This is a genomic window from Streptomyces sp. NPDC031474, from assembly GCF_055581185.1.
Genome location: NZ_JBVIJX010000002.1, coordinates 523,040 through 540,239, shown reverse-complemented (window position 1 = coordinate 540,239; position 17,200 = coordinate 523,040). Strand labels below are relative to the sequence as shown.

Sequence of the window (17,200 nt, the reverse complement as noted above, 5' to 3'; positions counted from 1 at the left end):
CCGCGCGCCGTGTACCGGGGAGCGACCCTCACGCCTGGCGCAGCCCCACGTCGCGGGCGAGCCGTGTGATCGCGTACCGGAAGAACGGCTCGCGTTCCTCGACAAGACGGTGGAACTGCCCGAACAGCTCGAAGCCGACCAGTCCGTACAGCTGGGCCCAGGCCGCGACGAGTGCGGCGACCGCGCCCGGGGGCAGGTCGGGGGCGAGATCGGCCGCCATCCGCACCGCCTCGGGGACCAGGTCGTCCGTCAGGAGCGGCGCCTGAAGCCCCTGCGCCCGGTGTGCGTCGCGCACGATGTCGATGAGGAGGACGCCGACGCGGGCTGCGGCCGGGACGGTCGCGTCGGGTGCGCTGTATCCGGGCACCGGCGAGCCGTAGATCAGCGCGTACTCGTGCGGGTGCGCCAGTGCCCAGCGGCGCACCGCCTCGCCGACCGCGATCCAGCGCTCGACGGGGACGGCGTCGGCGACCGCGGCGTGGGCGGCCTCCGCGCTCTCGCCGAGAGAGTCGTAGGCGTCGATGATGAGTGCGGTGAGGAGGTCGTCGCGGCTCGGGAAGTAGCGGTACAGCGCGGACGAGACCATGCCGAGTTCGCGGGCGACGGCGCGCAGCGAGAGCTTGGCGGCGCCCTCGGACGCGAGCTGTCTGCGGGCCTCGTCCTTGATGGCGGCGGTGACCTCGATCCTGGCGCGGGCACGGGCCCCTCGAACGGTGTTGCTCATTCCCTCACTGTGCCATGAACGAGGAGCGGTGCACACAATCGAGAACGGTGAACAAAAAAGAGAGCGGCGCTCTTGCCCTGGCGCGCTGCTCTCAGGCAGACTCTCCTCAAGCGAGAGCAGTGCTCACACTTTCCGCCTCAGGAGGCAGCAGCCATGTCCACCCACGTGCAGAAGCCCGGCTGGTTCACCGTCAACGTCTTCAACCGTGCCGTGGCCTGGCTGACCCGTCGCGGTCTCAGCGTGTGGGGTTCGAGGGTGCTGGCGGTCCGCGGCCGCAAGAGCGGCGCATGGCGAACCACCCCGGTGAACCTGCTGACCGTGGACGGCCAGCAGTACCTGGTCGCGCCGCGTGGCCACGTCCAGTGGACGCACAACATGCGCGCGGCGGGCGGCGGCGAGCTCCATCTCGGCAAGGCCGTGGAGGAGTTCACGGCCATCGAGGTCGCCGACGACGACAAGACACCTCTGCTGCGCGCCTACCTCAAGCGCTGGAAGGCCGAGGTAGGCGTCTTCTTCAACGGGGTGGGCCCGGACTCCTCCGAGGCCGAGTTGCGCCGTATCGCCCCTGACCACCCGGTGTTCCGGGTCACGGTCACGAACCGGCGGTGATCCGCGTCGCGCGCCCGGGTTCGGGATCCGTCAGGAACCGGCCTCTTCGGCGGTCTGCGCCGGCGCCGTCGCCGCAGACCGCCGGTCCATGGCGGTGAGTGCCCGCTGGGCCATCGGATGCGTGCGGACGAGCTCGCCCAGCGTCGTGTGGCCGCGTGTGATGTCGGCGAACGCCCGCCACGCCGGGCGGAAGCCGGTGAGGGCGGCGTGGAAGAGCCCGGGCCGCCGCTCGAAGAGGGTGAGCATCCGCTTGCCGACGCTCATCTCCACACCGAGGCCCGCCTTGACCGCGAAGGCGTAGTTCAGCGCCTGGCGGCGGGCGTCCACCGCGTCGTGCGCCTCGGCGATACGGACCGCCCACTCGCCGGCGAGCCGGCCCGACCGCAGCGCGAAGGAGATGCCCTCGCGGGTCCACGGCTCCAGCAGACCAGCCGCGTCCCCGCACACGAGTACCCGACCGCGCGAGAGCGGGGAGTCGTCGGCGCGGCAACGGGTGAGGTGACCGGAGGAAATGCTCGGCTCGAACCCGGCGAGACCGAGCCGCCCGATGAAGTCCTCCAGGTAGCGCTTGGTGGCGGCGCCTTCGCCGCGCGCCGAGATCACGCCCACCGTCAGCGTGTCCCCCTTGGGGAACACCCAGCCGTAACTGCCGGGCATCGGGCCCCAGTCGATGAGGACACGGCCCTTCCAGTCCTCGGCGACCGTCTCCGGCACCGGGATCTCCGCCTCCAGGCCGAGGTCCACCTGATCGAGCTTCACGCCGACGTGCGCGCCTATGCGGCTCGCGCTGCCGTCGGCGCCGACCACCGCCCGCGTCAGGAGCGTCTCGCCGCCCTGCAGCACGACCGCGACCGTGCGCCGGTCGGGAACGGCCGAGCCGTGCTGCTCGACGCGCGTGACCGTGACGCCCGTACGCAGCTCGGCGCCCGCCTTCTGGGCGTGCTCCACGAGCTGCTGGTCGAACTCGGGCCGGTTGATCAGCCCGAACAGCATCTGGCGGGAGCGGCGGGTCCGGGTGAAGCGCCCGTTGTTCGAGAACGTCACCGCGTGCACCCGGTCCCGGAAGGGCAACTCGAAGCCGGGTGGCAGGGAGTCGCGCGAAGGGCCGATGATGCCGCCGCCGCATGTCTTGTAACGGGGCAGCTCCGCCTTCTCCAGCAACAGCACGCGCCGCCCCGCGACCGCCGCCGCGTAGGCGGCCGAAGCCCCCGCGGGCCCCGCGCCCACCACGACGACGTCCCACACCAGCCGCATGTCGTCCGCCGAAGAGTTCTCGTCGTCCGCCGAAGAGTTCTCGCTGCTCACGATGGTCTACTGCTCCCGATCAAGCCGCCTGCCGCACCTGTCCCCCGCATCCTACGGCGGAGATCGTCACGGTCCCATGACGGTCCGCTGTGCGAGGATCGGCGGCGTGCGCGCCCCCATCCCGGCAGCGCGTACGCTCGCACGGTCCCCCGAACGGACCAGTGCCACCCCGTACAACGTCGCACCCACAAGGAGCGTGCCCATGTCGTCGAATCCGGTCGCCGAGACCGTCGCCTCGCTCATGCCCAGGGCGCGGGCGGAGCTCACCGAACTGGTGGCTTTCAAGTCGGTGGCGGACTTCGACCAGTTCCCCAGAAGCGAGAGCGAGGCCGCCGCGAACTGGATCACGGCCGCGCTGCGCGCCGAGGGCTTCGAGGACGTGGCCCTGCTCGACACCCCCGACGGCACCCAGTCGGTCTACGGCTACCTGCCCGGCCCCGAAGGTGCGAAGACCGTCCTGCTCTACGCCCACTACGACGTGCAGCCGCCGCTGGACGAGGCCGCCTGGACCACCCCGCCCTTCGAACTGACCGAGCGCGACGGCCGCTGGTACGGCCGCGGCAGCGCCGACTGCAAGGGCGGCGTCATCATGCACCTGCTCGCCCTGCGCGCCCTCAAGGCCCACGGCGGCGTCCCGGTCCACGTCAAGGTCATCGTCGAGGGCTCCGAGGAGATGGGCACGGGCGGGCTGGAGCGGTACGCCGAGGAACACCCGGAGCTGCTGACGGCCGACACCATCGTCATCGGCGACGCGGGCAACTTCCGCGTCGGGCTGCCGACGGTCACCGCCACCCTGCGCGGCATGACCATGATGCGCGTGCGGATCGACACCCTCGAGGGCAACCTGCACTCCGGCCAGTTCGGCGGGGCCGCGCCCGACGCGCTGGGCGCGCTCATCCGCGTCCTGGACTCGTTGCGCGCCGAGGACGGCTCGACCACCGTCGACGGGCTGACCGACGACTCGCGCTGGGAGGGCCTGCAGTACGACGAGGGACAGTTCCGCCAGGACGCGAAGGTGCTGGACGGCGTCGGGCTGATCGGCTCCGGCACGGTCGCCGATCGCATCTGGGCCCGGCCCGCCGTCACCGTCCTCGGCATCGACTGCCCGCCGGTGGTCGGCGCCACCCCGTCCGTGCAGGCGAGCGCCCGCGCCCTGATCAGCCTGCGCGTGCCGCCGGGCGTGGACGCGGCCGAGGCGACGAAGCTGCTCCAGGCGCACCTGGAGGCCCACACACCGTGGGGCGCGCGCGTGAGCACCGAGCAGATCGGCCAGGGCCAGGCGTTCAGCGCCGACACCACCAGCCCGGCCTACGCGGCGATGGCCGAGGCCATGGCCGTCGCCTACCCCGGTCAGGACATGCAGTACGCGGGCCAGGGCGGTTCCATCCCCCTGTGCAACACCCTCGCCGCCCTCTACCCGCGGGCCGAGATCCTCCTCATCGGTCTGAGCGAGCCGGAGGCGCAGATCCACGCGGTCGACGAGAGCGTGTCCCCCGAGGAGCTGGAGCGGCTGTCGGTGGCGGAGGCTCTGTTCCTGCGCACCTACGCGGCGAGCTGAACCGACCTCCGGGCCGACAGCGCAGGAGCGAGGGCGCCGGCGGCCCCGACCGGATTCCTTGACGGTCCGTCAACTCCTGTGCTCCGACGCCCACTTCGGCACTCGCCCGCACCCCCGTCCAGGACGGACCGCCGCAGTCGTCGGCCGTGACGCCACGGTCGCCGAGGGTGCGGGAGGGTTTCGAAGGACAGGTCCGGGCGGAGCGCCGCCCGGCCCCCTTCCGGCGGCGGGCGCTACGGCGTGTCTCGTCCCGGCGGGAGTTCCCCGGTGGGAATTCCCGCCTCCAGGTAGAGCGCGGCCCCGCGCTCACGGGCCCGCAGCGCCCAGCGCAGTCGCTCGTAGCGGACCGGCGGCAGGAGGTCGGCCGCCTCCTCCTCCGTGGCGAAGCGCCAGGCGCGCAGTTCGGGGCCGGGCAGCAGCAGCCCCGCCACCGCCGCCGGGTCGAGCCGGCCGCCGTCGAAGAGGAGCCGCAGCCCGCCGTAGCCGGGAGGCGCCGGTCGTTCCCAGTCGACGACGAGCAGCCGGGGGACGTCCGCCAACCGGATCCCGGTCTCCTCCTCGACCTCGCGCACACCCGCGCGCGCGGGCGCCTCCCCGGGTTCCACCACGCCGCCCGGGAACTCCCAGCCGGGCTTGTACGTCGGGTCGACGAGCAGCACCCGGTCCTCCTCGTCGAAGAGGAGCACGCCGGCGGCCAGCGTCTCGGCGGTGGGCTCGGGGGTCTGCACGATGGCGCACGCGGACACGGCGCCGCCGGCCACGGCCTCGGCGATCCGGGCGGCCGTCTCGTGCGGGGTGAGGGCGCCGTTGTCCACGGGGTGGGCGTCGGCGGTGAGCCAGGAGGCGAGGGCGGCATGGTACGGCTCGATGTGGTCGTACGACCACTGCCGGATCCGTATCTCGCCGTCCGGGAGGTCGGGCGGGACCTCCCGGTTGGCTATTCGCTCGCGCAGGATCGTTTCCGCCGGAGCGAGGAGGACATGCCGGACCGCGATCCGGCGGGCGGCGAGGCCGCCGAAGATCTCGTCGCGGTACTCCTGGCGCAGCAGGGTCATGGGGACGACGAGGGTGCCGCCCAGCTCGGCGAGGAGCGCGGCCGCCGTGTCGATCACGAGCCGTCGCCAGATCGGCAGGTCCTGGAAGTCGCCGGCCTCGGCGAGTCTTTTCGGCGGTAGCAGGTACGGGAGCGCCCCGCCGATGACCTCGGGGTCGAAGAGCGTGCTGTTCGGGATCAGGTCGATCAATTCCCGTGCGGTGGTTGTCTTCCCCGCACCGAACGCGCCGTTGATCCAGACGACGGTCACGGTTCCCCCTCTTCTGTTGGCCCCCTGTGGCTTGCCCGCTCCACCCTGCCACGGAAACCAGTTCCCGTTGAGGGCGCACAAACGCCGTGACGCCGGTACCCCTCCCGGTGGGGTCCGGCGCCACGGCTTCGTGCCTGCTGCCTGGTCCGTCAGCCGCTCTGCCCCAGGGCGTCGTCATCGATGGCCAGGCTGTCGCTGGCGATGACGGTGTGATCGAGCGTGCCGAGGGTGTCGCCGACGTTCAGTCCGCCGAGGTCCTCGGCGTCCAGGCCGTGCGAGGGGGTGATCGCCGCGACGACGAAGCCGGTGGCGAGGGAGGCGATGGCGAGCATGCTGCGCTTCTTCATGCGCGGATCAACTGCGCGGACGGGCGCGGGGTCACGCGTGACCCGGCAATTCGTTCGCGCGGCGCACCGGTCCCCGGTGAGAATGCCGTGATCGCCGACGTTTCCGAGGAGCCTTGCCATGAGCAGTCCGCAGCACGCCCACGCCAGTCTGGACGGGCTCGTCCTGGGCGACGCCTTCGGCGACAGCTGGTTCACCCGCTCCGACGAACCCGCCGAGGCGCTGTGGGCGGCCCGGGAGCCGCGTCCGGCGCCCTGGCTGTGGACGGACGACTCGGCGATGGCGTTCGTGCTGTTCGCCCACCTGACGGCGCACGGGGAGGTCCGTCCGGACGACCTTGCGCGGGAGTTCGCCGCCGAGTACGGCCGCGACCCGGGCCGCAAGTACGGCCCGTCCATGCACGGTGTGCTGCGGCGCATCGCCGACGGCGAGGACTGGCGGGCGGTGACGACGGGGCAGTTCGGCGGACAGGGTTCCTACGGCAACGGCGCGGCGATGCGGGTCGCGCCGCTGGGGGCCTGGTTCCACGGCGACCTTGCCGAGGCCCGCGAGCAGGCCCGGCTGTCCGCGCTGGCCACCCATGCCCATCCGGAGGCGGTCGCGGGCGCGGTGGCCGTCGCGGTCGCCGCCGCGCTGGCTGCCGCCTGCGCGGACACGGACGCCCCTGTGCGCGCGGTCTTCCTGCGGGAGGTCGCCGCGCAGGTGCCGGACAGCGACGTCCGCTCCGGACTGCGAGTGGCGGCGAACCTGCCCGAGCACACGTCGGTGCGCCATGCGGCGTCCGTGCTGGGCTCGGGGACGCTGATCTCGGCTCCGGACACGGTGCCGTTCGCCCTCTGGTCCGCCGCCGGGCACCTGAACGACCTGCCCGAGGCCCTGTGGCAGACCGTGGGCGGCTGGGGCGACCGCGACACGACCTGTGCCATCGCGGGAGGCGTGGTCGCCGCCCGCACCGGCACCGGCGCTGTCCCGACCGCCTGGCGCCAGGCCTGCGAGGACATCCCCGCCCGAAGCGGCTGGGACCCCCTCGCCGCAATACGGCCGGCCGTCGCCTGAGACCGATCCCGCCCGATCACTCCCGGCACCCGACCCCGGCCGGGTGCCGGACGCAACGGCGCGACCTCACCCCCGACCCCGCCGCCCACCGGCCCCCACCCCACGCCGGCAGGCCGGCAGGTCGGCAGGCCGGCAGGCCGAGCCTCACAGCATCCCCCAGGCCGACAACGACCAGTCGCTCCCCACACCGGCCGCGGCCGGGTGCCGGGCCAACGGCGCGACCTCGCACGCCCGCCCGCCGACCATCGGGCCCTCACCCCAGGCCGACAACGACCGGTGGCTGCCCCATCCCCGACCGCGACCACCGGCCGGGCGCAACGGCGGCGCCCACACACCCCGCCCCGCCGACCACCCGGGCCCCCACCTCACGCCGACAGGCCGAGCCTCACAGCATCCCCCCAGGTCGGAACGTTCCTGCTGTGCTGTGTCAGACGCCCGCCGCGGTTCTCCTCGCCAGGGCGGCCGCCGCCGCCCCCACCAGGCCCGCGTCCGTGCCCATCTGCGCGGGCGTCACCCTCAGGCGCTGGACGAAGGAGAGGGTCGCGTAGTCGCGCAGGGCCCGGCGCAGGGGTGCGAAGAGCACCTCGCCCGCCTTGCCGACGCCTCCGCCGATCACCGCGATGTCGATCTCGACGAGGGTCGCGGTGGCCGCGATGCCGGCGGCCAGGGCCTGGGCGGCCCGCTCGAACGAGGCCACGGCGACCGGGTCGCCCGCCCGGGCCGCCGCGGCCACCGCGGCCGCGGAGGTGTCGCCGTCGGGGCCGGGCAGCCAGCCGTTCTCCAGGGCCCGGCGGGCGATGTTGGGGCCGCTCGCGATGCGCTCCACACAGCCGCGCGCACCACACGGACACGCGTCGCCGTCGAGGTCGACGCTGATGTGCCCGATGTGCCCGGCGTTGCCGGTGGGACCGGGGTGCAGTCGGCCGCCCAGCACCAGGCCGCCGCCGACGCCGGTGGAGACCACCATGCACAGCGCGTTGTCGTGGCCGCGGGCGGCGCCCTGCCAGTGTTCGGCCGCCGTGATCGCCACGCCGTCGCCGATCAGCTCGACCGGAAGGTCCCCGGTCGCGGCCCGGACCCTCTCGACCAGCGGATAGGCCCGCCAGCCCGGCACGTTCACCGGGCTGACCGTGCCCGCGGAGGCGTCCACCGGGCCCGCGCTGCCGATGCCGACGGCATGCGCGCGGCCCCACAGCGGCGACACGGTCAGTTCCCCCAGCACCTCCTCGACGGCCCGCATCACGGTGTCGCCGTTCTCCTGTGCGGGCGTGGGGCGCTGCGCGCGGGCCAGGATCGTGCCGTCGCCGTCCACCAGCGCTCCGGCGATCTTGGTGCCGCCGATGTCGAGCGCGGCCACGAGGTCGGTGTGCATCAGTCTGGTTTCTCCCGGTCCACCATGGAAAAGGGCTGGCCGGTCCAGCGGTTGGGGGGACGCGGGCCGGAGATTGCGGTGGACAGTGTCCCCCGCATCTGACAACGTTGTCCAGGCTCTATGCTCGACGCCACATCCTCATACAACCCCTGGGCCCCGCGCATCCCCTACGCAACACTTCGTGAACACGGCGTGTGGCCGGCGGGCAGGGCCGGCCTCCCGGGGACGACAGGACAGGACCCAGCATCGTGCCCGAGACGCAGCGCCGGCCCGAGAGCCGTTACGGCAACCGTCCCACCATGAAGGACGTCGCCGCTCGCGCCGGAGTCGGCCTCAAGACGGTCTCGCGCGTGGTGAACGGCGAGCCCGGGGTGACGTCCGAGACGGAACGGCGTGTCCAGGAGGCCATCGACGCGCTGGGCTTCCGCCGCAACGACAGCGCCCGGGTGCTGCGCAAGGGCCGTACGGCCAGCATCGGCCTGGTCCTGGAGGACCTCGCCGACCCGTTCTACGGGCCCCTCAGCCGCGCGGTGGAGGAGGTGGCCCGGGCCCACGGAGCACTGCTCATCAACGGCTCCAGCGCCGAGGACCCCGACCGTGAGCAGGAGTTGGCGCTGGCCCTGTGCGCGCGTCGGGTGGACGGCCTGGTGGTGATCCCGGCCGGTGACGACCACCGGTACCTGGAGCCCGAGATCAAGGCGGGCGTCGCCACGGTCTTCGTCGACCGGCCGGCCGGCCGGATCGACGCCGACTGCGTCCTGTCGGACAACTTCGGCGGAGCCCGCGAGGGCGTGGCCCATCTCGTGTCACATGGGCACCGTCGGATCGGCTTCATCGGCGACATGCCGCGCATCCACACCGCCGCGGAGCGCCTGCGGGGCTACCGGGCGGCGATGGAGGACGCGGGGATACCCGTCGAGGGCGGGTGGATGTCGCTGGGCGCCACCGATCCGCTGCGGGTGCGCCGGGCGGCCGAGGAGATGCTGTCCGGACCCGCGCCCGTGACAGCGATCTTCTCGGGCAACAACCGGGTGACGGTCACCGTGATCCGGGTGCTCGCCGAGCGCAGCCGCCGGGTCGCCCTGGTGGCCTTCGACGACCTGGAGCTCGCCGACCTGCTCCAGCCGGGGGTCACGGTGGTCGCCCAGGACGCGGCCGCCCTCGGCCGCACCGCCGCCGACCGGCTGTTCCGGCAGCTGGACGGCACCTTGATCGCGCCCGAGCGCATCGAACTGCCGACCCGGCTCGTCACCCGCGGCTCGGGCGAGCTGCCGCCGGCGGAGTGAGGCTCCTGTGGACGCCGGCGACGAGTACCGCACGCCGGAGCACGGCACGCTGGAGTACGGCACGCTGGAGGCGCTGGGCCTGGCCGACGCGCTGCGCGACCATCCGCTGAGCTATCCCGGCGCCCGGCCGGCCAGGACCGGGCTCCTCGACGGGGACAGGCTGCTGCCGCTGGACCGGCTGACGCATCCCGGCCGGACTCCCGTCGTGGCCGTCGGCTCCAACGCCAGCCCCGCCCAACTGCGCCACAAGATGGCCGAGTTCGGGATCGCCTCGCCCGTCCCGATGGTGAGGACGCGCGTGACGGGCCTCGACGTGGGCGTCTCGGCCCACGTCAGCCGGCTCGGGTACGTGTCCGCGTCCCCGGTCAACGCCCCTGATGCGACACGGGAGTTGTTCGTCATCTGGCTGGACGCCGAGCAACTCGCCATGATCGACGCGACGGAGCCGAACTACGACCGGGTCCTGCTGCCCGCGCCGGGTTTCCGGGTCGAGCTGGAGAACGGCGAGGCACTCCTCGAAGCGTTCGCGTACGTGAATCATCATGGGGTACTGCACAACGGCGCCGGCGCTCCGCGCAGCCATCCCGGGCAACGCGCCCTGATCACCGAACTCCTCGCAGGGTCACCGGCGTTGCGCCTGCTGTTCGGGGCCACTCCGGAGGAGTTCTGCGCTCGGGCGCGGGCCGACGCACGGCTGTGCGAGCGGGGCACCCGGCTGTTCGCGGAAGAGAAGATGGTGATCGCTTCCGGCCTGGAGTATCTGCACATCCATTAGGATGATCAGACGGCATCGCGTGTCGGTCACCGTCCGGGTGAGGCATGGAGGCGCCCGTGAGTTTGCCTTACGGAGGCATTCCACACATGTCAGTCGAGCTGAATCACACCATCGTCCACTCCCGTGACAACCGGGAGTCCGCCGAGTTCCTCGCCCACATCCTGGGACTCGAAGTCGGGGCCGAGTGGGGCCCGTTCGTCCCGGTCGAGACGAGCAACAAGGTCACCCTGGACTTCGCCACCATCCCGGCGGAGTCCATCGTCGTGCAGCACTACGCGTTCCTCGTCTCGGACGAGGAGTTCGACGCGGCCTTCGACCGGATCAAGCAGGGCGGGATCCCGTACTTCGCGGATCCGCACGGCAAGCAGCCCGGCGAGATCAACCACAACCACGGCGGTCGGGGCGTGTACTTCATGGATCCCTCGGGGCACGGGATGGAGATCATCACGACCCCGTACACCTTCCCCGCGCAGTAGTCCTGCCTGACGGCCGGCGGCCGCTCGGGGCGTACCGGCCCCGGCCGACCGCCGGCCTTCGCGCGCCCGAGCCCCTCGCGCGCTACCGGGCGGACGCCGTCAGATCGCCGCGGCGCGGGGCCGCGAAGCCCTCCAGCGCGGCCCGGGTCAGCCCGGTCGCGCCGGTCACCTCGGCGAGGTCGAGGGCGCCGCAGTCCAGGCCGCGCAGCAGATAGCCGCTGAGGGCCTTGGCGGTGGCCGGCTCGTCCATCACGTCGCCGCCGGCCCGGTTGGCGTACCGGGACAGCCGTTCGGCGGCCTGGGCGAAACCCTCGCGGTAGAAGGCGAAGACGGCCGCGTAGCGGGTGGGGAGGTGGCCGGGGTGCATGTCCCAGCCCTGGTAGTAGGCGCGGGCGAGGGCGCGGCGGGTGAGGCCGTAGTGCAGGCGCCAGGCGTCGTGGACGTTCTCGGTCGGGCCGACCGGCAGCACATTCGTGGAGCCGTCCGAGACGCGTACCCCGGTGCCGGCCGCCGCGACCTGCATGACCGCCTTGGCGTGGTCGGCGGCCGGATGGTCGCTGGCCTGGTAGGCGGCGGAGACGCCGAGGCAGGCGCTGTAGTCGAAGGTGCCGTAGTGCAGGCCGGTGGCGCGCCCCCCGGCCGCCTGGATCATGCGGGCGACCGTCGCGGTGCCGTCGGTGGCGAGGATGGACTGGCTGGTCTCGATCTGGATCTCGAAGCCGAGCCGCCCGGGTTCGAGCCCGCGCGCCTTCTCGAACGCCTCCAGCAGCCGGACCATGGCGGTGACCTGCTCGGGGTACGTCACCTTCGGCAGGGTGAGGACCAGGCCGCCGGGCAGGCCGCCGGCCTCCATCAGGCCACTGAGGAAGACGTCGAGGGTGCGGATGCCCCGGTCGCGTACGGCGGCCTCCATGCACTTCATGCGGATGCCCATGTACGGGGCCGCTGCGCCCTTGGTGTACGCCTCGGCGATCAGGCGGGCCGCCCGGGCGGCCGTCTCATCCTCCTCGGCGTCCGGGCGGGGCCCGTAGCCGTCCTCGAAGTCGACGCGCAGGTCTTCGATGGGCTCACGCTCCAGTTTGGCCCGCACGCGCGCGTAGACAGGCTCGGCGAGCGCGTCGGACAGGCCGAGGCAGGCGGCGAACGACGCGGCGTCGGGTGCGTGCTCGTCGAGGGCGGCGAGGGCCCGGTCGCCCCACGAGCGGATCGTGTCGGCGTCGAAGGCGTCACCGGGGACGTAGACCGTGTGGACCGGCTGGCGGCTGCCGGGGTCTCCTGGGTAGCGGCGGTCGAGTTCGGCGTCGACCGGGGCGAGGGAGGCGCTGATCTCCTCGCTGACGGCGCCCGCGAGACTCGTCGTCACCGTCTCCTGCTGTCCCTGACCCATCCCACAGCCTCCAGTTTTCCGCTCTACGGAATAAACAATCCGTAGAACGAAGTTAGCCAGGGATCTTCCGGCAGGTCAACACCCTGTCCACGCCGTGGTCCCCTCGCGTTCACCACCGCACCTACGCCCCCTTCCGCACGACGGTTCACCCCTTCATCCTTGCTCACGGGACGAGGGGGGACACATGACGGGCAGCGGTGGGCCGACCCGGCGGGCGGGACTGAGAACGATGGTGGCCGCCCTGGCCGCCCTCCCCCTGCTCGGCGTGGCAGGAGCCTCCGCCGCCCGGCGCGAGAACGCGTCACCGGGGGCGCTCCACCCCACGCCCGTGCCGCCGCTGGACGTCATGACGTTCAACCTCCGCTACGCGTCCGACGAGGAGCCCAACAGCTGGTCGGACCGCCGTCCCGTCATGCGCACGCTGTTACGCCGGGCGGCCCCGCACGTCATCGGCACCCAGGAGGGCCAGCCGCCGCAGTTGCGGGACATCGAGGCCGATCTCGGGCCGCACTACGACTGGATCGGCACGACCCGCGGCGGCGACGAGGAGGTGATGGCCGTCTTCTACGACAAGCGCCGGCTCGCCCCGGCCGAGTACGCGCACTTCTGGCTCTCCGCCACGCCGGAGGTACGCGGCTCCAACACCTGGGGCGGTGCCCACCCCCGCCTGGTCACCTGGGTCCGCTTCCGTGATCTGTGGGCGCGGGGGCGGGAGTTCTACCTCCTCAACACCCACCTGGACAACGCCAGCCAGTACGCGCGCGTGCGCTCCGCCGACCTGATCGCCGAGCGGATCGCCCGGCTGGACCGCTCCCTGCCGCTGCTGCTGACCGGCGACTTCAACGTCGTCGCCCACGCCAATCCGGTCTACGACACCCTGCTGGGCGCCGGTCTGGTCGACACGTGGGACACGGCACGCGCGCGTGGCGGGGCGTATGCGACGTTCCACGGGTACAAGGCGTTCACGCCGGGCGGGGACCGCATCGACTGGATCCTGGCCACTCGGGGCATCACGGTCCACCGGGAGTGGACCGACACCTACACCGTGAACGGCCAGTACCCGAGCGACCATCTGCCCGTGCAGGCCTCCTTGAGCCTGGGATGAGCCGAGGCCCCCGTGACCGGCGCGCCTGCGCGGTCACGGGGGCCTCGTACAGTCGTGCGACTGTCGGGGGATCAGCCCCTGCGGGTGTTGATCTCCTCGGTGAGCTGCGGGACGACGTCGAAGAGGTCGCCGACGACGCCGTAGTCGACGAGGTCGAAGATCGGGGCCTCGGCGTCCTTGTTGACGGCCACGATGGTCTTCGAGGTCTGCATGCCGGCGCGGTGCTGGATGGCGCCGGAGATGCCGTTGGCGATGTAGAGCTGCGGCGAGACGCTCTTGCCGGTCTGGCCGACCTGGTTGGTGTGCGGGTACCAGCCGGCGTCGACGGCGGCGCGGGAGGCGCCGACGGCCGCGCCGAGGGAGTCGGCGAGGGCCTCGATGATGGCGAAGTTCTCCGCGCCGTTGACGCCACGGCCGCCGGAGACCACGATCGCGGCCTCGGTCAGCTCCGGACGCCCGGTCGACTCACGGGCCGTGCGGCCGGTGACCTTGGTGCCGGTCGCCTGGGCGGAGAAGGTCACCGCGAGGGCCTCGACGCTGCCTGCGGCCGGGGCGGCCTCCACGGCGGCGGAGTTCGGCTTGACGGTGATGACCGGGGTGCCCTTGGCGACACGGGACTTGGTGGTGAAGGAGGCGGCGAACACCGACTGGGTGGCCACCGGGCCCTCGGCGCCGGCCTCGAGGTCGACGGCGTCGGTGATGATGCCGGAACCGATGCGCAGCGCCAGACGCGCGGCGATCTCCTTGCCCTCCGCGGAGGACGGGACCAGGACGGCGGCCGGGGAGACGGCGGCGACGGCGGCCTGCAGGGCGTCGACCTTCGGCACGACGAGGTAGTCGGCGTACTCCGACGCGTCGTGGGTGAGGACCTTGACCGCGCCGTGCTCGGCGAGCGCGGCGGCGGTGTTCTCGGCACCGGCACCGAGCGCGACGGCGACGGGCTCGCCGATACGGCGGGCGAGGGTCAGCAGCTCGAGGGTCGGCTTGCGGACGGCACCGTCCACGTGGTCGACGTAGACGAGGACTTCAGCCATGAAATTGCTCTCCTGCGAAACGAAGTTGAGGGGCGGTCGGCGAGAGGCCTTAGATGAACTTCTGGCCCGCGAGGAACTCGGCGAGCTGCTTGCCGCCCTCGCCCTCGTCCTTGACGATCGTGCCCGCGGTGCGGGCCGGACGCGCGGTCGCGGACTCGACCGCGGTCCAGGCGCCCTCCAGGCCGACTTCCTCGGCCTCCAGGTCCAGGTCGGACAGGTCCCAGGACTGAACCGGCTTCTTCTTGGCGGCCATGATGCCCTTGAAGGACGGGTAACGCGCCTCGCCCGACTGGTCGGTGACCGACACCACCGCCGGCAGGGCGGCCTCCAGCTGCTCGCTCGCGGCGTCGCCGTCCCGGCGGCCCTTGACGGTGCCGTCCTCGACGGAGACCTCGGAGAGCAGGGTGACCTGCGGGACGCCGAGGCGCTCGGCCAGCAGGGCCGGGACGATGCCGGCGGTGCCGTCGGTGGAGGCCATGCCGGAGATCACCAGGTCGTAGCCGGCCTTCTCGATCGCCTTGGCCAGCACCAGCGAGGTGCCGATGGCGTCGGTGCCGTGCAGGTCGTCGTCCTCGACGTGGATCGCCTTGTCGGCGCCCATCGACAGCGCCTTGCGCAGCGCGTCCTTGGCGTCCTCGGGGCCCACCGTCAGGACGGTGATCTCCACGTCGTCGTCGGAGTTCTCGGAGATCTGCAGCGCCTGCTCGACCGCGTACTCGTCGAGCTCGGAGAGCAGACCGTCCACGTCGTCCCGGTCGACGGTCAGGTCATCGGCGAAGTGCCGGTCGCCAGTGGCGTCGGGCACGTACTTCACAGTGACAACGATCCTCAAGCTCACGCCGGCTCTCCTACTGCATCGTCAGTTCTCGGCTGCCTTCTTCCAGGCAGCATAGGCGTCACAAGCGGCCGATCCCGGTTGGGGCGGCCTGCGCTCCCGACCGAAATATTACTCGTCAGTACACTCAGTTCATGCCCGCTAAGCAAGCGCTTTGAACTGTGACCTTTGCAACGCAGCGTAATCGGAATCCGACGACTTCGCAGGAGAGCCGGTCCGTGATCAATCCCGCAGAGCGGTGAACCGCCCCTGGTGGTAGAGCAACGGACGGCCCGCGCCCTCGGGATCGCCCAGGACGACCTCGGCCAGCACGATGCGGTGGTCCCCCGCCGGCACACGCGCGACGACACGGCACACCAGCCACGCGAGCACGTCGTCGAGGACGGGGACGCCCTCCGGGCCCTCGCGCCAGACGGTCGGCGCGCCGAAGCGGTCGGCGCCGCTCCTGGCGAAGGTGGCGGCCAACGCCTGCTGATGCTCGCCGAGTATGTGGACACCCACGTAGTCGGCCCCGGAGATCGCGGGCCAGCTGGAGGCGCCGACGCCGATGCCGAAGGAGAGCATCGGGGGCTCGGCGGAGACGGAGCTGAGGGAGGTGGCGGTGAAACCGACCGGACCGCTCTCACCGTAAGCGGTGATCACGGCGACTCCCGCCGCATGCCGCCGGAAGACGGAGCGCAGGAGATCGGGAGAGGCGAGTCGAGGCGCGCCGAGGTCGGGCGTGGCCGTCATGGAGTTGTCCTTCTGCGAGGAGTGGCGAACTGGTCCGTGGGTGCTCAAAAGGCCGGACAGCGCGCGCTCGCGGTACGGACCAGGTCGACATGGACCCGTCCGTGCAGAAGGAGTTCCTCAGGCATACAGCCAGGCTGACGATGGGTGGCGGGCGCAGTCAAGTGCGTTCCGGTATCTGGGAGCCGCCTCACCGTCGCCTTCGGGAGCGTCACACGGCCTCCCCCAGGGCCGCGATGACGTCGGCCTTGCGTGGCTGGCCGGTGGCGCGCCGGACGATGCGGCCGTCGGCGTCGAGGACCAGGACGGTCGGCGTCTTGAGGATGTCGAGTTCGCGGACGAGGTCCAGGTGCGCCTCCGCGTCGATCTCGATGTGGGCGACCCCGGGGACCACGCCCGCCACCTCGCCGAGGACCCGGCGGGTGGCCCGGCAGGGCGCGCAGAAGGCGCTGGAGAACTGCACGAGCGTGGCCCGTTCGCCGAGTTCGCCGCCGAGCCGGTCCGCCCCGATTCGTCGTCCGTCGTCCCGCCCGCGCACGCGCACCCTCCCGCTCCGCCGCCGCTGCAGCACTCCGAAGGCGCTCGCCGCCGCGAGCACGGCCACACACACCATCAGTCCGGTCATCAGCCGCTCCAGCGTTCATGAGACTGCAAAGATTCCCGACCCCATGAATCATTTCCGTTGCGGAATGCTTGATTCATGGACATCGATGCGAGGGGCCCGCGCTTCGGGGCCGCCGTGACGACCGTAGTACTCGCGGTCGTACTGATCACGGGCAGCGCCTGGCTGCTCGCCTGGCAGACGCTGGCGTTCGCGCTCGGCGCGGCGGGCGGGGTGGCACGCTCGCCGTACGGCCGGCTGTTCCGCACCGTCGTACGGCCGCGGATCGGGCCGCCGACCGAGTTCGAGGCCCCCGAGCCGCCGCGGTTCGCGCAGACGGTGGGCCTGCTGTTCGCGGGCGTCGGCCTCGCCGGCCTCACCCTGGGTCCCGACTGGCTCGGCCTGGCCGCGACCGGCGCGGCGCTGGCGGCCGCGTTCCTGAATGCCGCTTTCGGGTACTGCCTCGGCTGCGAGTTGTACCTGCTCGTGCGGAGGGTCGCGGTGCGCACGGAGTAAAGGCGACTTAAAAGGCCGAGGTGGATCAAGAGGGTTGAAGTGACGAGGATCTCGCCGCCGCCGGGCACCAGGACTGGCTCCCCGGCCGTTCTTCGGGCACGATCTGCGAGATGCCGTAAACCTACGGCTGCGTAACTTTGCCGACGGGAGCCTCCCTCGGCGAAGAGAAGGAAGGGTCCGCCC

The 17,200-nt window shown here is 72.2% G+C and carries 18 protein-coding genes; 8 read left to right on the top strand and 10 right to left on the bottom strand.

Features of this window, described 5'->3' with window-relative positions:
• Nucleotides 1-28 precede the first annotated feature (28 nt).
• On the bottom strand, nucleotides 29-724 hold the full coding sequence (locus ACZ5SK_RS05355; RefSeq protein WP_334582578.1) for a TetR/AcrR family transcriptional regulator: 696 nt from the start codon (nucleotides 722-724) through the stop codon (nucleotides 29-31).
• A gap of 153 nt (nucleotides 725-877) precedes the next feature.
• Between ACZ5SK_RS05355 and ACZ5SK_RS05350 the strand changes: the two genes are divergently transcribed.
• A complete protein-coding gene (locus tag ACZ5SK_RS05350) occupies nucleotides 878-1,333 on the top strand; it encodes a nitroreductase family deazaflavin-dependent oxidoreductase (RefSeq protein WP_334582579.1) in 456 nt (151 codons plus the stop codon).
• Nucleotides 1,334-1,363: 30 nt separating this feature from the next.
• On the opposite strand, the gene ACZ5SK_RS05345 is transcribed toward ACZ5SK_RS05350, so the two are convergent.
• The gene (locus tag ACZ5SK_RS05345) at nucleotides 1,364-2,587 is read right to left on the bottom strand and encodes a geranylgeranyl reductase family protein (protein ID WP_334583789.1); all 1,224 of its coding nucleotides are present in this window, start codon (nucleotides 2,585-2,587) and stop codon (nucleotides 1,364-1,366) included.
• A gap of 253 nt (nucleotides 2,588-2,840) precedes the next feature.
• Between ACZ5SK_RS05345 and ACZ5SK_RS05340 the strand changes: the two genes are divergently transcribed.
• Nucleotides 2,841-4,196: a dipeptidase gene (locus ACZ5SK_RS05340; RefSeq protein WP_334582580.1), complete on the top strand. Its 1,356-nt coding sequence runs from the start codon at nucleotides 2,841-2,843 to the stop codon at nucleotides 4,194-4,196.
• 233 nt (nucleotides 4,197-4,429) lie between these two features.
• Here the strand turns inward: ACZ5SK_RS05340 and ACZ5SK_RS05335 are convergent, their stop codons facing one another.
• Nucleotides 4,430-5,500, bottom strand: a complete 1,071-nt coding sequence (locus ACZ5SK_RS05335) for an NUDIX hydrolase (RefSeq protein WP_334582581.1) — start codon at nucleotides 5,498-5,500, stop codon at nucleotides 4,430-4,432.
• Nucleotides 5,501-5,649: 149 nt separating this feature from the next.
• A complete protein-coding gene (locus ACZ5SK_RS05330; protein ID WP_468575378.1) occupies nucleotides 5,650-5,847 on the bottom strand; it encodes a hypothetical protein in 198 nt (65 codons plus the stop codon).
• A 118-nt stretch (nucleotides 5,848-5,965) separates the two neighbouring features.
• Here ACZ5SK_RS05330 and ACZ5SK_RS05325 point away from each other — a divergent pair, with 118 nt between their 5' ends.
• Nucleotides 5,966-6,901 (top strand): ADP-ribosylglycohydrolase family protein, encoded by a 936-nt coding sequence (locus ACZ5SK_RS05325; protein WP_334582583.1) that lies wholly within the window; start codon nucleotides 5,966-5,968, stop codon nucleotides 6,899-6,901.
• Between the two features lie 427 nt (nucleotides 6,902-7,328).
• Here ACZ5SK_RS05325 and ACZ5SK_RS05320 read toward each other — a convergent pair whose 3' ends face one another.
• A complete protein-coding gene (locus ACZ5SK_RS05320) occupies nucleotides 7,329-8,273 on the bottom strand; it encodes an ROK family protein (protein WP_334582584.1) in 945 nt (314 codons plus the stop codon).
• A 248-nt stretch (nucleotides 8,274-8,521) separates the two neighbouring features.
• Here ACZ5SK_RS05320 and ACZ5SK_RS05315 point away from each other — a divergent pair, with 248 nt between their 5' ends.
• From ACZ5SK_RS05315 to ACZ5SK_RS05305, 3 genes are all read left to right on the top strand, one after another.
• Nucleotides 8,522-9,559 carry a LacI family DNA-binding transcriptional regulator gene (locus ACZ5SK_RS05315; protein ID WP_334582585.1) on the top strand — a complete coding sequence of 346 codons (1,038 nt, stop codon included), beginning with the start codon at nucleotides 8,522-8,524 and terminating at the stop codon, nucleotides 9,557-9,559.
• 7 nt (nucleotides 9,560-9,566) lie between these two features.
• Nucleotides 9,567-10,334, top strand: a complete 768-nt coding sequence (locus ACZ5SK_RS05310) for a hypothetical protein (RefSeq protein WP_468575374.1) — start codon at nucleotides 9,567-9,569, stop codon at nucleotides 10,332-10,334.
• 86 nt (nucleotides 10,335-10,420) lie between these two features.
• Nucleotides 10,421-10,810 (top strand): VOC family protein, encoded by a 390-nt coding sequence (locus ACZ5SK_RS05305; RefSeq protein WP_457493874.1) that lies wholly within the window; start codon nucleotides 10,421-10,423, stop codon nucleotides 10,808-10,810.
• An 82-nt stretch (nucleotides 10,811-10,892) separates the two neighbouring features.
• On the opposite strand, the gene ACZ5SK_RS05300 is transcribed toward ACZ5SK_RS05305, so the two are convergent.
• The gene (locus ACZ5SK_RS05300; protein ID WP_457493873.1) at nucleotides 10,893-12,197 is read right to left on the bottom strand and encodes a DUF6986 family protein; all 1,305 of its coding nucleotides are present in this window, start codon (nucleotides 12,195-12,197) and stop codon (nucleotides 10,893-10,895) included.
• Nucleotides 12,198-12,381: 184 nt separating this feature from the next.
• On the opposite strand from ACZ5SK_RS05300, the gene ACZ5SK_RS05295 reads away from it, so the two are divergent.
• A complete protein-coding gene (locus ACZ5SK_RS05295; protein ID WP_457493872.1) occupies nucleotides 12,382-13,302 on the top strand; it encodes an endonuclease/exonuclease/phosphatase family protein in 921 nt (306 codons plus the stop codon).
• Nucleotides 13,303-13,373: 71 nt separating this feature from the next.
• Here ACZ5SK_RS05295 and ACZ5SK_RS05290 read toward each other — a convergent pair whose 3' ends face one another.
• The 4 genes from ACZ5SK_RS05290 to ACZ5SK_RS05275 form a co-directional block, all read right to left on the bottom strand.
• On the bottom strand, nucleotides 13,374-14,336 hold the full coding sequence (locus ACZ5SK_RS05290; protein WP_457493871.1) for an electron transfer flavoprotein subunit alpha/FixB family protein: 963 nt from the start codon (nucleotides 14,334-14,336) through the stop codon (nucleotides 13,374-13,376).
• Nucleotides 14,337-14,385: 49 nt separating this feature from the next.
• Nucleotides 14,386-15,174: an electron transfer flavoprotein subunit beta/FixA family protein gene (locus ACZ5SK_RS05285; protein ID WP_334582591.1), complete on the bottom strand. Its 789-nt coding sequence runs from the start codon at nucleotides 15,172-15,174 to the stop codon at nucleotides 14,386-14,388.
• A gap of 219 nt (nucleotides 15,175-15,393) precedes the next feature.
• Complete coding sequence (locus tag ACZ5SK_RS05280; protein ID WP_334582592.1) at nucleotides 15,394-15,903, bottom strand: flavin reductase family protein; 510 nt, start codon at nucleotides 15,901-15,903, stop codon at nucleotides 15,394-15,396.
• A gap of 208 nt (nucleotides 15,904-16,111) precedes the next feature.
• Entirely contained in the window at nucleotides 16,112-16,525 is a 414-nt protein-coding gene (locus ACZ5SK_RS05275; protein ID WP_468575371.1) for a TlpA family protein disulfide reductase, read from the bottom strand.
• Nucleotides 16,526-16,600: 75 nt separating this feature from the next.
• Here ACZ5SK_RS05275 and ACZ5SK_RS05270 point away from each other — a divergent pair, with 75 nt between their 5' ends.
• Nucleotides 16,601-17,017 carry a DUF4395 domain-containing protein gene (locus tag ACZ5SK_RS05270; protein WP_334582594.1) on the top strand — a complete coding sequence of 139 codons (417 nt, stop codon included), beginning with the start codon at nucleotides 16,601-16,603 and terminating at the stop codon, nucleotides 17,015-17,017.
• Nucleotides 17,018-17,200: the final 183 nt, after the last annotated feature.